This is a genomic window from Lacunimicrobium album, from assembly GCF_052161635.1.
Taxonomy (GTDB): domain Bacteria; phylum Planctomycetota; class Planctomycetia; order Planctomycetales; family Planctomycetaceae; genus SXPC01.
On record NZ_CP197413.1, the window covers coordinates 2,781,381 to 2,795,881 of the forward strand.

Annotated in this window: 10 protein-coding genes; 5 read left to right on the forward strand and 5 right to left on the reverse strand. The window is 54.3% G+C overall.

What is annotated here, in order from left to right:
• The first annotated feature begins 575 nt into the window (after positions 1-575).
• The 5 genes from SH248x_RS11065 (at position 576) to SH248x_RS11085 (ending at position 8,325) form a co-directional block, all read left to right on the forward strand.
• Positions 576-1,472, forward strand: coding sequence for a hypothetical protein (locus tag SH248x_RS11065; protein ID WP_459554333.1), 897 nt, complete (start codon positions 576-578; stop codon positions 1,470-1,472).
• 50 nt (positions 1,473-1,522) lie between these two features.
• Positions 1,523-1,879, forward strand: coding sequence for a hypothetical protein (locus tag SH248x_RS11070; RefSeq protein ID WP_459554334.1), 357 nt, complete (start codon positions 1,523-1,525; stop codon positions 1,877-1,879).
• A 57-nt stretch (positions 1,880-1,936) separates the two neighbouring features.
• Positions 1,937-2,518, forward strand: coding sequence for a hypothetical protein (locus tag SH248x_RS11075; protein ID WP_459554335.1), 582 nt, complete (start codon positions 1,937-1,939; stop codon positions 2,516-2,518).
• A 232-nt stretch (positions 2,519-2,750) separates the two neighbouring features.
• Complete coding sequence (locus SH248x_RS11080; protein ID WP_459554336.1) at positions 2,751-4,961, forward strand: efflux RND transporter periplasmic adaptor subunit; 2,211 nt, start codon at positions 2,751-2,753, stop codon at positions 4,959-4,961.
• Between the two features lie 13 nt (positions 4,962-4,974).
• Entirely contained in the window at positions 4,975-8,325 is a 3,351-nt protein-coding gene (locus SH248x_RS11085; protein ID WP_459554337.1) for an efflux RND transporter permease subunit, read from the forward strand.
• Positions 8,326-8,559: 234 nt separating this feature from the next.
• Here the strand turns inward: SH248x_RS11085 and SH248x_RS11090 are convergent, their stop codons facing one another.
• The 5 genes from SH248x_RS11090 to SH248x_RS11110 all read right to left on the reverse strand — a co-directional run bounded on the left by SH248x_RS11090 (position 8,560) and on the right by SH248x_RS11110 (position 14,476).
• Entirely contained in the window at positions 8,560-9,093 is a 534-nt protein-coding gene (locus SH248x_RS11090; RefSeq protein ID WP_459554338.1) for a hypothetical protein, read from the reverse strand.
• A gap of 106 nt (positions 9,094-9,199) precedes the next feature.
• Positions 9,200-10,204 carry a DUF1559 family PulG-like putative transporter gene (locus SH248x_RS11095; RefSeq protein WP_459554339.1) on the reverse strand — a complete coding sequence of 335 codons (1,005 nt, stop codon included), beginning with the start codon at positions 10,202-10,204 and terminating at the stop codon, positions 9,200-9,202.
• Positions 10,205-10,326: 122 nt separating this feature from the next.
• Entirely contained in the window at positions 10,327-11,268 is a 942-nt protein-coding gene (locus SH248x_RS11100) for a DUF1559 family PulG-like putative transporter (protein ID WP_459554340.1), read from the reverse strand.
• A gap of 600 nt (positions 11,269-11,868) precedes the next feature.
• Complete coding sequence (locus SH248x_RS11105) at positions 11,869-12,810, reverse strand: helix-turn-helix domain-containing protein (protein WP_459554341.1); 942 nt, start codon at positions 12,808-12,810, stop codon at positions 11,869-11,871.
• Positions 12,811-13,138: 328 nt separating this feature from the next.
• Positions 13,139-14,476 (reverse strand): efflux RND transporter periplasmic adaptor subunit, encoded by a 1,338-nt coding sequence (locus SH248x_RS11110; protein WP_459554342.1) that lies wholly within the window; start codon positions 14,474-14,476, stop codon positions 13,139-13,141.
• Between the last annotated feature and the right edge of the window lie 25 nt (positions 14,477-14,501).

A 14,501-nucleotide genomic window follows, 5' to 3' on the forward strand; every position in this document is an offset into this window, starting at 1 on the left:
AATTCGCTTCTCTAGTCGGAACCAAAACGGAAGAGACTCCCTCTCGGCCCAGTTGCTGCCACTCCTCGGCCAGTCCATGTTGTGAAACGAAAGCTCCGACTGAGTCATCAGATGAGCCTGCTCCGAAACGCTGCCAATGCGAGAAAGCGTCTTGCGAAGCTGTTGTTCCTGAACAGACAGTTGTCACAGCAGAATGGTCACAAAACTTTTTGCTGAATCTGCATGCGTTACTGACATCTCCGATGACTTTTGATGTCACGACACCGACATTGCGATTGTCCCCGGACGGCTCGTTTGAACCCCTCCATCGCTCCGGACGCGATCTGCGCGTCGTTTACTGCTCTTGGCGCTGCTGATCGCCATTTTTGCGGACTCGACTCACAATCTTGTCGGTCTGCTCCCTCTTTACTTGCTCTGAACTGTCGTTGAGTTCGCACTAGAAACTCAACGCTTTGCGTCACTGCGTCCATTCTCCACGCGATCCTCAATCGCATGGTCCGATGCGTCACGCCGATTCTGACCGTCATCCATCATCAACACGCACGATGCGTCTTCGATAAATCTCTGGAGTTCCCATGTCGGCATCTCTCTCATCCAAAACCGGATTGGCTTTCGCGACCATCGCCTTGTTCATTGCGGGTTGCAATCAACAGCAAAGCGAATCCACACCAACCCAACCAGCAACAACCGACGCAGCCCCGGACAATGCTGCAATCCCCTCAGCGACTGTCGTCTCAGCATTAACGACAGACGACTCTTCCGAACACGGCCACAAAGCAGGCGACCACGGCGGGATCATGATCTCACTCGGACGTGACAGTTACCACGCCGAGGCCGTGTTCGAAAAAGGCAATGTTCTGCGTCTTTACATGCTCGGCAACGACGAATCGCGCGTCATAGACGTCGAAAATCAAACTCTCAAAGGCTTCGTCCGACTTGCTGGCGATTCCGATTCGCAGCCTTTCACGCTTTCACCTGAACCGCAGGATGGGGATCAGCCGAACCGTACTTCGCAGTTCGTCGGCGCCCTTCCTGAAGGGATGACTGGTCAACAGCTTGACGTCACGATCCCCAATATTTCGATTTCCGGCGAACGCTTCCGCATGGGCTTCCAGTCCGCATCGAAGCCTCACAACGAAGGCATGCCCGCAAAGGTCGCTGACGAGGAAGAACGCCAGCTTTACCTCACTCCGGGCGGGAAATATACGGAGGCGGATATCCTCGCCAATGGCAACACGACGGCCTCCATTAAGTTCGAAGGGATGATGTCCTCACACGACATGTCTCCTCAGCCCGGCGATAAGATTTGCCCCGTCACAATGACAAAAGCCAATCCCCAGTTCACCTGGATCGTCGGTGGCAAACCGTACGAATTCTGCTGTCCACCCTGCGTCGACGAATTCGTCAAAATGGCCAAGACATCTCCTGATGATGTCCTGCCTCCTGGCGATTACGTCAAGAAATCTGAGTAACAGTTTCGCTTCATCGACACTTATCAACGACCACATTTCAAGGAATACCTATGACATCGAAATTTATCGCTGTGGTGATCACAGCCTCACTCACGTTGACAGGCTGTGAAGCCGCAAAGCCGCCCACTCAACCTGTTCAGCAGACACCAGCAGAAGGCAAGACAGAGCAAGAAGGCCTCGCGAAGCTCAGCGAAGAAGATCGCGCTCTCGCCCTTGCGCAGAAATACTGCGCCGTTACGGGAGAACCCCTCGGCTCCATGGGCACACCGATCAAACTGATCATCGAAGACCAGCCTGTCTTCATCTGCTGCGAAGGCTGCGAAGAGCCTGCCAAAGAAGATCCCAAAGCCACACTCGCCAGCGTCGCTGAACTCAAAGCCAAAGCCGCTGCTGAAGCAGCCAAGTAATCTGCAGTCACTGTTCGAATTTCAGTATCTCGTGTTCACTTTTCACAAGGAATCGCCATGAAAGCCACACTCACCACAACCGCCTTACTCGCTGCTCTCTTCATGCTCGTCGGCCAGCTTCCCGCTGACGAAAAAGCAGCCTCGTCTGAACAACCAGTTGCACAGACTCTCGAAGACAAAATCAAAACTAACCTCGAGAAGCTCTCGGAAGGCGAGCGCAAAGAAGTGGAAACACAGCGTTACTGCCCATTTATGACCACCGTTCGTCTCGGCGCCAAAGGCATCCCGATCAAAATCCTCGTCGACGACAAGCCGGTCTACGTCTGCTGCAAAGGCTGCGAAAAAGCAGCTTTGAAAGACACTGCTGTGGCACTGAAAAAGACCGAGCAGATCAAAGTCGCCGTCGCTGCTGTCGCAGAACTCCCTGCCGCTGATCAGGTCCTCGCCGAAGAACAAATCTTTTGTGCGGTCGCGACCAGTAACCGTCTCGGCTCGATGGGAACTCCTCTCAAAGTCATGATCAAGGATCAGCCCGTCTTCCTGTGCTGCAAAGGCTGCCAGGGCAGGGCTCTTTCCGATCCAGACAAGACTCTGAAAGCTCTCGCCGAACTCAAAGCGAAAGTGAAACCAAAGCAGTAGTCAGTGACTGTTATCGGGAGTGCGAGACTCCGTTCGAGCCGCTTCATTGCATCGCGAAATGTCAACAGTGAAACGGACTGTAACGGCCTCGCCTCTCTCGATTCTCTGCACAACATCGATCGCTATCGAATTAAAGAACAGTTGCTACGAGTGACAGCGTCTCGGACGGAGCTTCGTCCTTCCGTTTCCCGTTTCAAAATCCTGTCGTCTTTCATCACCCAGAGCACCAACCATGCAAACCCGTCTCCTGCGAGCAACAGTTCTTCTGTTCTGGGCGACGGCATGCTTGTCCGCTCTGGCTCATGAAGGACACCAGCCTTTGCCGACCAAAGGTGTCGAGGTCGATGTCAAAACTGGCCACCTGACTCTCAGCCGTTCCGCTCGTAATCTTCTCGATGTTCAAACGGTCGAAGTCAAATCCGATTCCATGTCTCAATCCATGCGCGCCTATGCCCGCACTGTCGCTCCCTGGAATCAGCATGCGTTCGTTTCTTCTCAACTCCCTGGACGCATCGTCAACTTGGCCGTTCAACCTGGCGACCGAGTTCAAGCAGGTCAAAAGCTCGCTGAAGTCGAGTGCATCGAACTCCGCAATCTTCAATCGGAGTACCAGAAAGCGGAAAATGACTTGTCACTTTCCAGTCAATTGCTCGAGCTCCTCCAGTCGGCTTCCTTCGGCGAAGCTCTTCCCGGCCAGCGTTTCATCGAGGCCAAAAACACTCACCTACAAAATCAAAACCGACTCAGTGTCCTCAAAGCCAAAGCCGAGGCGTTGGCAATCACGACGACAGATCTCGAAACAAACAGTGATCAGGATGCGGTTGTCTTGCTCCCGATTTACAGCCCGATCAGCGGCACCATTATTCATGCCGATGTCGCTGTCGGTAAATTCGTCGAGTCGACCGAACACCTCTTCGAAATCGTCGATGCCTCTCAGGTCTGGGTTGTCGTCGATATCCTTGAGCAGGATTTACACCGCGTTCGGAAAAATCAGACTCTCAACATCTCTTTCATGTCGAATCCCCATCAACCCTACAAAGCCATCATTGACCACGTCAGTCTCTTAATCGACTCACAAACCCAGCAAGGGACAGCCTGGGCGAAAGTCACCAACATCGCAGGACCACCTGACATTCTCCCAGGGATGAATGCCAATGCGGAAATACTTCTCGACGATAGCCCCAGCAAGACTGTCATTCCCCGTAACGCTGTTTTCAGTGACGGTGCCGAGCGTTATGTCTTCGTCGAAGAAACTTCTACAAAGGAGACATCTGAGTACCGTAAGAAGCCCGTCGTCATCGGCTGGCAGACCAGCACCCTCGTCGAGATCAAGTCCAGCGACGTCTATCCTGGCGACCGAGTCGTCACCCGAGGCGGACACGAACTCTCCAGCCTGTTCTACCTCGGTGTTCTGCGTCTGAGTCCCTCAACTGCGAACTCCATCAACCTGCAACTCGCTGCGTTCAAAGAGCAAACCGTCGAACAAACATTGCGACTCGATGGCGTCGTCGAAATCCCTCCGCAACTGCGCACGTCCGCGTCGTCTCAACTCAATGGCAGTATTCGCGCGATCCATATCGACCGTGGCCAAACGGTCAAGAAAGGTGACGTTCTCGCCGAGATCGCCAGCCTCGATCTGCAAAACCTTCAACTCGAACTCCTCGCCACCAAGCTCGAACTCGATTTACAAACCGGCACACTCCATCGCCTCCAGGCTGCAAAAGACGCTGTCTCGCGGCGTAACCTTCTCGAACTACAAAATCAGGTCAACGCCCTTAACATTCAGTCAACGAACCTTCGACAACAGCTTCTCACCCAAGGCCTCACCAGCAACGACATCGATCGCGTCCTCGATACTCGCCAGGTCATGGCCGCTCTCCCCGTCCGAGCTCCCTCCGATGGGACTGTCGTCAGTTTCGATCGCATCCTTGGCCAGGTCATCAACGCCAACGAACCTTTGTTCGAAATCCATGATCTCTCTCAGGCACGCGTCCAGGCCTTCGTGCGAGAGAGCGATACCTCACTGGTACAAATTGGACAGCCTGCCCGGATCCGTCTCATCTCTCATCCTGGATTTGAAGCAGAAGGCAAGCTGTCTCGACTAGGTTCGATTGTCGGAGCTGACAACCGCACGCAATCCGTCTGGATCGAGTTCAACGAGTTCCCCGCGAACGAACTTCGAAACGGCATACTCTCCAGCGTTGTTTTGACAACCGATCATCTTTCCCCGACACCTGCTTTGCCGATCTCTGCTCTCGTCCGCGATGGTCGTCGCAGCTACGTCTTCGTCCACAAAGCCGATGGAACCTTTGAACGACGAAGCGTCCAGACGGGACGATCAGATGATCGCTTCATCGAAATTAAAGCAGGGCTGGCTCTCGGCGAGGAGGTCGCGATCCAGGGTGTCTCCCATCTGCAAACTGCGTACTCGGCCTTGAGGTAAGAAACAAGACGTCATGCTCAACTGGCTTATCCTCGCTTCGCTCAAGAACCGGGCTCTCGTTCTGATTGTCTCGGTGACTCTGATGGTCGGGGGCGCGATCAAGTTGCGGGAAATGCCGGTCGACGTTTTTCCGGACCTCAATCGCCCCACCGTAACAATCATGACAGAAGCCTCCGGCCTCGCGCCGGAAGAAGTCGAAGTTCTCGTCACCCGCCCCATCGAATACCTTCTCAACGGCGCGACCGGCGTGCAGCGCGTCCGTTCGTCATCGGGTATCGGCCTCTCGATTGTCTGGGTCGAATTCGACTGGGGCACCGACATTTTTCAGGACCGACAAATCGTTTCCGAACGGCTTCAACTGGCTCGCGAGCAACTTCCTTCCGACGTCAATCCTGTGATGGCTCCCATCTCCTCCATCATGGGCGAGATCATGCTGCTGGGACTTCGCTCGACGTCGGAATTCAAGTCCGAGGAAGAGCGACTCAACAAAGCGATGGAACTCCGCACCCTCGGCGAGTTCACTCTGCGCAACCGCCTCCTCGCCGCAGAAGGTGTCTCGCAGGTCACAGTGATGGGAGGAGTTCTCAAGCAGTATCAGATCATCACCTCACCTTCTCGACTTGCCTTTCAGGACGTCACCCTCGATCAATTGACCCAAGCCGCCAGCAAAGCCAACGTCCTGGCAGGCGGAGGTGTCATGGTTCGCGACGCCAGGGAATCACTCCTCCGCATCAGCGGCCAAAGCCTGACTCTCGAAGAAATCGAAGACACCCCCGTCCTCTGGCGTGAACCCGTCCCGGTCCGCATCAAGGACGTCGCTGATGTCCGTTTTGGTGGGCCTGTCAAACGTGGAGACGGCAGCACATGGGTCAAACTCCATCACGACGTGAACTCTGCTGCTTCGAATCCTGACGCCTACAAAACCGAACTTAGCGGCGGTCCATCCGTCATCCTCACCGTCCAAAAACAACCCGACGCTGATACACTCGCACTTGACCAGCGTATCGAAGAGATTCTCGATTCTCTTCAGCAGGAACTTCCACCTGATATCGTCATCGAACGGCGCATCTTCAAACAGGCCGACTTCATCGAAGCCGCTGTCGACAATGTCCTCGAAGCGATCCGCGATGGCGCCCTCTGGGTGGTCGTGATCCTCTTCCTCCTCATGGGCAATTTCCGAACGAGCATCAGTTCGCTTACCTCCATGCCCCTCTCGATCTTGCTCACAATTCTCGTCTTTGACTTCTTTAACATCACCATCAACACCATGACTCTGGGCGGCATCGCGGTTGCCATCGGCGACCTCGTTGATGATTCCATCGTCGATATCGAGAACATCTACCGGCGACTCAAGGAAAATCGTCTCCTCCCACTCGACCAGCAGCGACCCACCCTGACAGTCGTCTATGAAGCCTCCAGCGAAGTCCGCAATTCCATTGTTTTCGCAACCCTCATCGTCATTCTCGTCATGTTCCCCCTTTTCTCGATGTCGGGACTCGAAGGTCGCATGTTTGCCCCACTCGGCCTGGCCTACATCATCTCTCTGCTCTGTTCGCTCGTCGTTTCATTGACCTTCACTCCGGTCTTCGGCTCTCTCTTGTTATCCCGTGGCACGCGACTTCAAGAACGTGCTGACCCGATCCTTCTCCGATGGCTCAAACGCGCCGATACCCTCCTACTCAGATATACGCTTCGACACGCGACTCTTGTCCTCAGCCTCGTCGCCGTGATGGTCGTCATTTCCTGTACGAGCATTTTCTGGATGGGGGGAGAGTTCCTGCCTCCTTTCAACGAAGGCACCCTGACAATCAGTCTCCGCATGGAACCCGGCACGAGTCTCGACGAAAGTCAGCGCATCGCATCGCGAGTCGAACACCTCATTCTCGATGTTCCCGAAGTGATGTCTGTCTCCCGTCGAACAGGTCGCGCAGAACTCGATGAACACGCTGAAGGAGTCAACTCCTCCGAGATCGACGTCCAGCTCGCAGCTCATCAGGTTCCGCGCAAAGGCTGGTTCTATTCCTCCTTGCGTCTCATCCCCATCGCCCATTTGTGGTCCTTCGACACCATTGGCCGTCCACGCGAGGAGGTCATCTCTGATGTCCGTGACCGCATTTCGAGTATCCCCGGCGCCGCAGTCAACATCGGCCAACCGATCTCCCACCGCCTCGATCACATGATGTCCGGCATCCGTGCCCAGATCGCCGTCAAAGTATTCGGACAGGACCTGCGCGAACTCCGTACGTCTGCCTACGACATCCAGGAGAAAATGCAGGCGATCCCCGGCGTCGTCGATCTCCAGATCGAACCTCAGGTCGAAATCTCACAGGTCCGCCTCAACGTCAAACGCGAAGAGGCCGCTCGCTACGGCCTTGCTCCTGGCGATGTCGCTGCTCTTCTGGAGACAGCCTACAAAGGACGCGTCGTCTCGCAGGTCCTCGACGAAGACCGCTACTTCAGCATGGTCGTCTGGTTCGACGAAGCCTCTCGCAATGATCCTGACGTCATTCAGCAGACCATCATCGAGACACCGTCCAAACGACGCGTTGCCTTAGGTCAAGTCGCCGAAGTTCTCGACACCACCGGCCCCAATACGCTGAACCGTGAACATGTCCAAAGGCGCATCGTCGTCTTCTGCAATGTTCAGGACAGGGACCTCACCAGCGTCGTCAACGACATCAAGGCGGCCCTCGTCCCCGTCGAAACGAATCTCCGAGACCTCCCCGGCAGCTACCACATCGAATACAGCGGCCAGTTCCAAGCCCAGCAGGACGCCAGCCGACGACTCATCCTGCTTGGTACGCTGAGCCTCATCGGCGTCTTCCTTCTTCTCTGCAAAGCTCTCGAATCGTGGCAAGCTGCCCTGCAGGTTCTAGCCAATGTTCCTCTGGCAGCTTTCGGTTCCGTCATGACTTTGCTCATCGTCAATCGCCCTGAATGGTCGACCCTCGCGACCGCATCCTGGTGGGAATGGCCTCATATCTGGATCAGCTCAACCACTCTTTCGCTGGCTCACTGGGTGGGCTTCATCACCCTCATCGGCATCGTCAGCCGCAATGGGATCATGATGATCTCTCACTACATTCACCTCATGAAGCACGAGGGCGAGTCCTTCAGCGAATCGATGATCATCCGCGGCAGCCTCGAACGCCTCGCCCCTGTCATGATGACCGCCATGACCAGTTTCATCGGCCTCTTGCCTCTCCTCTTCGGAGCAGGGCAGACGGGAAAGGAAATCCTCTGTCCCCTCGCGCTGGTTGTCTTCGGCGGCATGCTCACATCAACCATTCTCGACCAGCTTGTCACGCCCGCATTGTTCTACAAATTCGGCAAGCAAGTTTACAAGTCGGATGAGAACTCATAATCACCCATGGTCTGTCCCTTGATCAAACTCCGACAAGAATAGCACAGCATCTGTCAGATGCCTGTTCTTCACGAATACTTGCGCACACACGCTGAAGAGTCGTCACAACGCTTGCGACGATGAAACTGGGTTTCGAACATTGGGAAGTGGAGAACTTAGAGCGGTAGGCAACCACGTAAGAGTGCCTTCGCTCTTCCGGGTTCAGAGAGAGCAGGGCGGATGTGTGCCTGTTGACTATTTAGCCACGCCAACGGGATCTCGCAGTGGGATCACGATGTCGACATTGAGTGGGTTTGGCATGGCCATAATTTTGTAGGGCGTTTCGATGGGGCCGAGGTAAGGGTTGAAAGATTTGCCAGGATACGCGGAAGCGTTGACCTTAATATAAACGCAATACTGGCCCGGCTGAGGAAGTGCGACTCCGTAAAGTCCTTCTTTATCGACTTTGGCGGAGATTGATGGGAACGACGAGCCGATCTGGTCGTAGCGGATAGCGCCCGTCTGGTCTTTGATTTTCTCGGCATCGACGATCTGCACGGTGATGGAGCCAGGCTTGGGATACTCTCCACCGACGACCACACGCCCATAGACATAAGGAAGCGAGGCGTCCTTGATTTCTGCGGGGGGCGGCGTGGGCGGGAACGGATTCTCTGCACGCAGAATACTGGCCGAATTTGTATTGGGAGTCGGCACATTGCCACCGCAGCCGCAGAACTGAAAACTCAACAAAGCGATCATGGTGAGTCGAACACGGGAGGCTGAGATCATGATCGGGATCATTCGTTGTTGGGGACAGACGTGAGCGATTTGCGATCGAGATGGAAACAAAGAGGTCCCGAACCTTGACTGGTCGGGACCTCTTGATTTGACGTGCTTAGAATTCTCCGACGACGTTTCCGTCATTGGCATTCTGGAGATTGTCGAACACGGTGTTATCGACGGTCTTCATGACAGTGCGGACAGAGCCGTCTCCAAGGAGCGCTCCGAAGGCACCACCAGAGTGTCGCGAACTCAATTGCGTCGCAAGTCGTCCGGACGTTGTCAGCAGGTAAGAATATTTCGCCTGCAATGGCTCGTAGCATGCGAGGTATTTATCAAAATCATTGACGATCAGATAACCGATACATGAATTGTTCTCATTGAGATATTCATCATATGTCTGACGACTCGGAGAGCCTCCCCCGAATACGTAGTACAGACTCTTCGTGACATCCACACCAGCACAGCGAATATTCGCGTATTGTGCATCGATCCGTTCTCCGACAAAGAGAGTGTTGGATAATCCGTCTGTTGCCAGGCTGGCCGATTTGGCGACGTTGACACCGAACATGCCGCGGTTCTTGGCTTTGACCTGATAGTCGGTTGCGGCAAAGCTTGTGCCGCCCCCGCTGTAATCAAGGCAACCTTCGGAGTCATAGATCGCAACGTAGTTACCAGCCCCACGCAAGCGAGTGGTCGATCCTGCACCTTCATCCTTGGGGCAACGATATGCCCGCGGCCACTTGTAGTCGGTCAGGTGGTCGTAAGTAGGAACTCGTCCTGCGACAAGAGCATAGGTATCAGCCATGGCCGGCTGTTCCATGTAGGGCAGGATGGCGACCTGCCAGGAGTAGCCACCAACGTTGGCGGTGGGGTCACCATCGATCAGACCTGGGGCGAATCGCTGATACGTTTCGTGATAGTTGTGGAGAGCCAGGCCGATCTGCTTCAGGTTGTTTTTGCAGCTCATTCTTGCGGCTGCTTCGCGCGCCTGCTGCACGGCTGGCAGAAGGATGGCAACCAGAACAGCGATGATGGAAATGACAACAAGGAGTTCGATCAGAGTAAAGCCATAATGCTTATGTCTATTCGACACGCTGGTGAGTGAGTTGGTTTTCATACAGCCTCGTCTATCCGATTTACAAACGACATGAAATGAGGACACAATAATTTGAAAATATGAGTGCAGAAAAGTGCGGAGCGGTAGCTTAGACATCTCCGTATCTGTGTCTTGAACAAGGGCTAGAAACTTGCAGGGCCAGAGCCAATCATGATGCTGGCACCGTTGTACGCGGCTATGGCATCCATGTTTTCCGACCAGAAGTTGACGCTGCCATCGCCTTGAGCGGCATGAACACCGCCAGCGTGTTTACTCGACCAGCCATATTCAGAGCGGTCCTTTTTAGGAACTGTCCCCATGCCGCAGGCTGTCACATAAACGTTGTCCAGACGGATCGTCGAGAGGCCCCATGACCCGATGCATCCCTCTGGATCTGTGAATGAGACGGCGACCTGGAACGTTGGGTGTGGGACGGTCGTCGCAGGATCCCAGAGTCTTGGTGCTCCTCCCCAGGCTCCTGGGTACATCGCCTGATCACGTTCTGCGAGCATTCGAACGTTGCTGGAACCTCCGGCTATTTTGTTCAGACTCACGTAGTTGAATCCGCCATTCATGTGATAACTCCCAGCGGCCGCGATCGGAGTACCACCATTCGGTGTGATGCTTGTTTTGGAAGCGATCGGAATACAATTTGATCCATCTTTGCCATACACCCTCGTTCCAGTGCCCCCGTCCGTTGACCAGATCGCGCCTGACTGAGGATCGGTTGGACATTGCATGACGGCAAGGGGCGTATTGAGCGGCTTCCAGCGGGTTGCTTTGTCAAAGTCCAGGGAATCAAAAAGCGGCCCCTGTTCCAATTGTGGCAACAATGCCACGAGATAACTCTTAAATCCCAGTCTTGTGGACCCAGTCTTCACTTCACTGTAGGCCGTTGGAAACATGGTGAACGCGTCGTGGTAATTGTGCATCGCGAGTGCGATTTGCTTCAGGTTGTTTTTGCAGCTGTTGCGACGGGCAGATTCTCTTGCCATTTGAACAGCAGGAAGCAGGATGGCAACGAGGGTCGCGATGATCGCAATGACGACGAGTAGCTCAATCAACGTAAAACCTTGGCGACGCATAAGCACTGTCTTTCGGAAAAAAGAGAGGAATTCAGACGAGAAAGGAAATCTCGCAAGGGGTGTGCCTGCGTGGCGCCGGGCGGTCATCAGACTTAAGTAATTACCACGAGAGCAGAATCTGTAACCAATTACAAAATAAGCAGTTGCGCAATCAATGCTTTGTTCTCAGTCCCAGAGGGTCGGAAAATACCCACCTCACCGGTGTCAATTCACTTGAATAAAAGATGCGCGTGCATCAACGAATGAGCAGCAGTTTGATGCAATGCTGCTGTGAACAGAGGCAGAGGTGCCTTGATGCGCAACAGAGAGGCGATACGAATCGCAGTTAAGCCAGCGGGGGCTAGAAAAGTCGTGCCATGCTCACAGCTTTGGGTGAGCATGCTGTTTCGTTTGACGTTGGAGCGATCAGAACATGCTTGCTCAAAGCCGCAAGCATGGCACTTTGGGAAGAAAACACGCTGAATTAAGTGGAGATTGGTATGAGAGGGAGTTGAGCGTGGATTGTTGATAGGAATGATGTGAGCAGGGCTCGGGCGTACTCTGAGCGAGGGTGGCGATTGAGTGAACAGGGGACAGGAAGTTGGCACTCAAGAAAGAGTGTTAGCGGAATTTGCGGTAGACACCCGGGGGGACGCCGACTTGTCTGACAAATTCCCGGCTGAGGTGGGCCTGATCGGTGAAGCCGAGGGATTCTGCGATGTCTTTGAGGAGAAGATCGTTTTGAGAATCGAGCAGTTTCTTTGCGCGTTCGATACGTGATTTAAGAATGTATTGCTTAGGAGTCATACCGACGGTCTGGCGGAAGAGGCGAGAGAAGTGGCAGGGACTGACGCCAGCGATTTTTGCAAGGACGTCGCGATCGAGTTCACAGCCGAGGGCACTATCGATGTATTCGAGAACTTGTTTGATCGAACGGGGCTGCAGGCGGTCTTCGGGCGAGGGCTCCGAGATTTTATGCCCGGCGTTGTGTAGGAGTCGGTGGCAGATCTGGTCGAGGATGCCATCAATTCGAGTTGAGCCAGCACGAGGAGCCCGGTGCTGGCCCGACTGGCAAATCGAGAGAAGTTGCTTGACGAGGACTTCGAGAGTTTCGTCGCGGAAGGCACTCGAGTGGAGAGGATCGAGACTGAGAGATTCTCCTGTCAGATCGAAGATACGTTGTTTGAGTGTATCAACATTGACCTGAAACGAAACCGAGTGAAATGGCCCGATACCTCGAACATACTGCTGGTTTCGAAGGTTGCCGAAGACGAACGTTCCGGGCTCATTCCTTCGTGAGAATCTCCCGTTACCGAGGTTGAACTGAAGTGGCGAACTCGCGGCAGAACGGACGAGCATCGAAAGCATGTATTCGTCGCCGAGTCCATCATCACAGACCGCTTCGCTGATAACAGATTCGATGATTTCAAATACGCCAGACGGGTCCCGGAAGATGTTGTACGCAAGCAGGCTATCGGAGAAATTGCGAATATGCTGCGGCCAATCGTCGACGTTTTTCGTCAACGCATTCTTTCTGGCGATGATGTGATCAAGATCGTTCATGGTCTGTTCAAAGACTCAACATGGGACGCAGTGAGGCTGACAGATTATATAAGTTCTGTGTGCGTATGGAAATGAGGAAGTTCTTCTGATAGCGCGCAATTGCTGAGTCAATGCGCACGACCCAGCCGAATTACCAAAGCTCTTTGATGCAAAATCGCTAACGACGATCACGCATCAACATCCGACTTCGTGGGCCAGTGCCGGCATGCATGGAGACTCGATCTCCGAGTCTCGCGATGGCCCTTCAACGCGAATTTTACCGATACCGCCTTTAATGAACATCCTCTCGAGTTCAAGCCTCAATCGCACTCTCTACTCTCATCAATAATCATTGAGGACTGATCACTTCAACAGTCTGGCCGCTGGCATATTGACTTGGCTGCGTCTGGACGACGAGATCCTTTTCACCCACGCCGCTGACGACTTCGATCTCATTGCCGCTTCTGAGACCAAGCAGGATAGGTCTGCGTTCGATCTTGCCTCCCACAACGATGCAACATAGCGTCTGGTCATTCTCGCGGATCACAGCCGATGCAGGGATCGTCAACACCCCCTGGCGCTGGTCCAGTTCGATGATCGCAGTGGCGTACATGCCGGGACGGAGTTTCTGGTCGGCGTTTTCCAGATCGATCTCGCATGTTAAGGATCGATTTGCTTTATCGAGTGCCCAGGCGGTCCGTGAGACTTTGCTCGTGAATCCCTGCGTTCCCAAGGCCTGGACCTGAATGGTGGCTGGATTGGCGTCAGGACCGATCTTCACATAAGCAGCTTCCATTTCTGGAACATCGACGCAAGCCCGTACGCGTTCTTGTGTCATCATCTCCAGAAGTAAAGACGCCCCGGCGCCGGAAGCCGGTTGGACAAAGTGACCCGTATCTGCCTGGCGTTTCGTAATCACACCATCAAAAGGAGCAAGGATCTCCCGGTAACGAGACATCGTTTCTGACTTCGCCAGACTCGCCTGGGCGACTTGAAGTCGTGACTGGGCAGCGATGATGTCCGCTGCATACTTTTTCAGGCTCGCCTGGGCTTCGCTTTGCATGGCCTGAGCGGCGAGAACATTGGCCTCCGATTCACGCGTCGCAGCTTCCGCTGAGCGAAACTGGTTGCGAGTTTCTTCGACAATCTTCTGATTGACGGCACCGGAATCAGCCAGTTGTCGGTAACGCTCCAGTTCCGCTCGCCAGCGCTCATACTCGCCACTGGTTCGGCCAATGCCCGCTTCGGCCTGCGCGACCTTGGCTTTGGCGGTCTCGACGACGGCGATCGCTCCCTGCTCAGCGGCTTTGGCTTGTTCAACTTCTGCTTGCGCCTGGGCGACCATCGCTTTCATCTGGTCCAACTCGTTGTCCATTTCCGGAATCCAAAGTCGAATCAGCACCGCATCTTTTTTCACCTGATCCCCAATGTCAACGAGCACTTCCTGCACATAACCGGGGACTTTGGCAAACAGCCCCGTTCGCTCGAACGCTTCAATGCGACACGGTTGAGTCGTCTTGATGCTGAGATCTTTGCGAATCGGAGGGAGCGCCCGGACTCGGTCGACAGTCTGCTTCGATTGCGCGGGCAGGCTGTTGGTCTGCGCGATGCTGGCCTGCTCGCAGCCACTGCACACAGTGAGCACGATCAGTAATGAAAACGATGACAGCAACTGGAGAAGGTTCATCGCAAAGTTCCAAACGAAAAAAGGT

Bases quoted from the DNA above. Each gene is read 5' to 3' on its own strand.
- SH248x_RS11065 (WP_459554333.1), top strand. From the start codon at position 576: ATGTCGGCATCTCTCTCATCCAAAACCGGATTGGCTTTCGCGACCATC.
- SH248x_RS11070 (WP_459554334.1), top strand. From the start codon at position 1,523: ATGACATCGAAATTTATCGCTGTGGTGATCACAGCCTCACTCACGTTG.
- SH248x_RS11075 (WP_459554335.1), top strand. From the start codon at position 1,937: ATGAAAGCCACACTCACCACAACCGCCTTACTCGCTGCTCTCTTCATG.
- SH248x_RS11080 (WP_459554336.1), top strand. From the start codon at position 2,751: ATGCAAACCCGTCTCCTGCGAGCAACAGTTCTTCTGTTCTGGGCGACG.
- SH248x_RS11085 (WP_459554337.1), top strand. From the start codon at position 4,975: ATGCTCAACTGGCTTATCCTCGCTTCGCTCAAGAACCGGGCTCTCGTT.
- SH248x_RS11090 (WP_459554338.1), bottom strand. From the start codon at position 9,093: ATGATCTCAGCCTCCCGTGTTCGACTCACCATGATCGCTTTGTTGAGT.
- SH248x_RS11095 (WP_459554339.1), bottom strand. From the start codon at position 10,204: ATGAAAACCAACTCACTCACCAGCGTGTCGAATAGACATAAGCATTAT.
- SH248x_RS11100 (WP_459554340.1), bottom strand. From the start codon at position 11,268: ATGCGTCGCCAAGGTTTTACGTTGATTGAGCTACTCGTCGTCATTGCG.
- SH248x_RS11105 (WP_459554341.1), bottom strand. From the start codon at position 12,810: ATGAACGATCTTGATCACATCATCGCCAGAAAGAATGCGTTGACGAAA.
- SH248x_RS11110 (WP_459554342.1), bottom strand. From the start codon at position 14,476: ATGAACCTTCTCCAGTTGCTGTCATCGTTTTCATTACTGATCGTGCTC.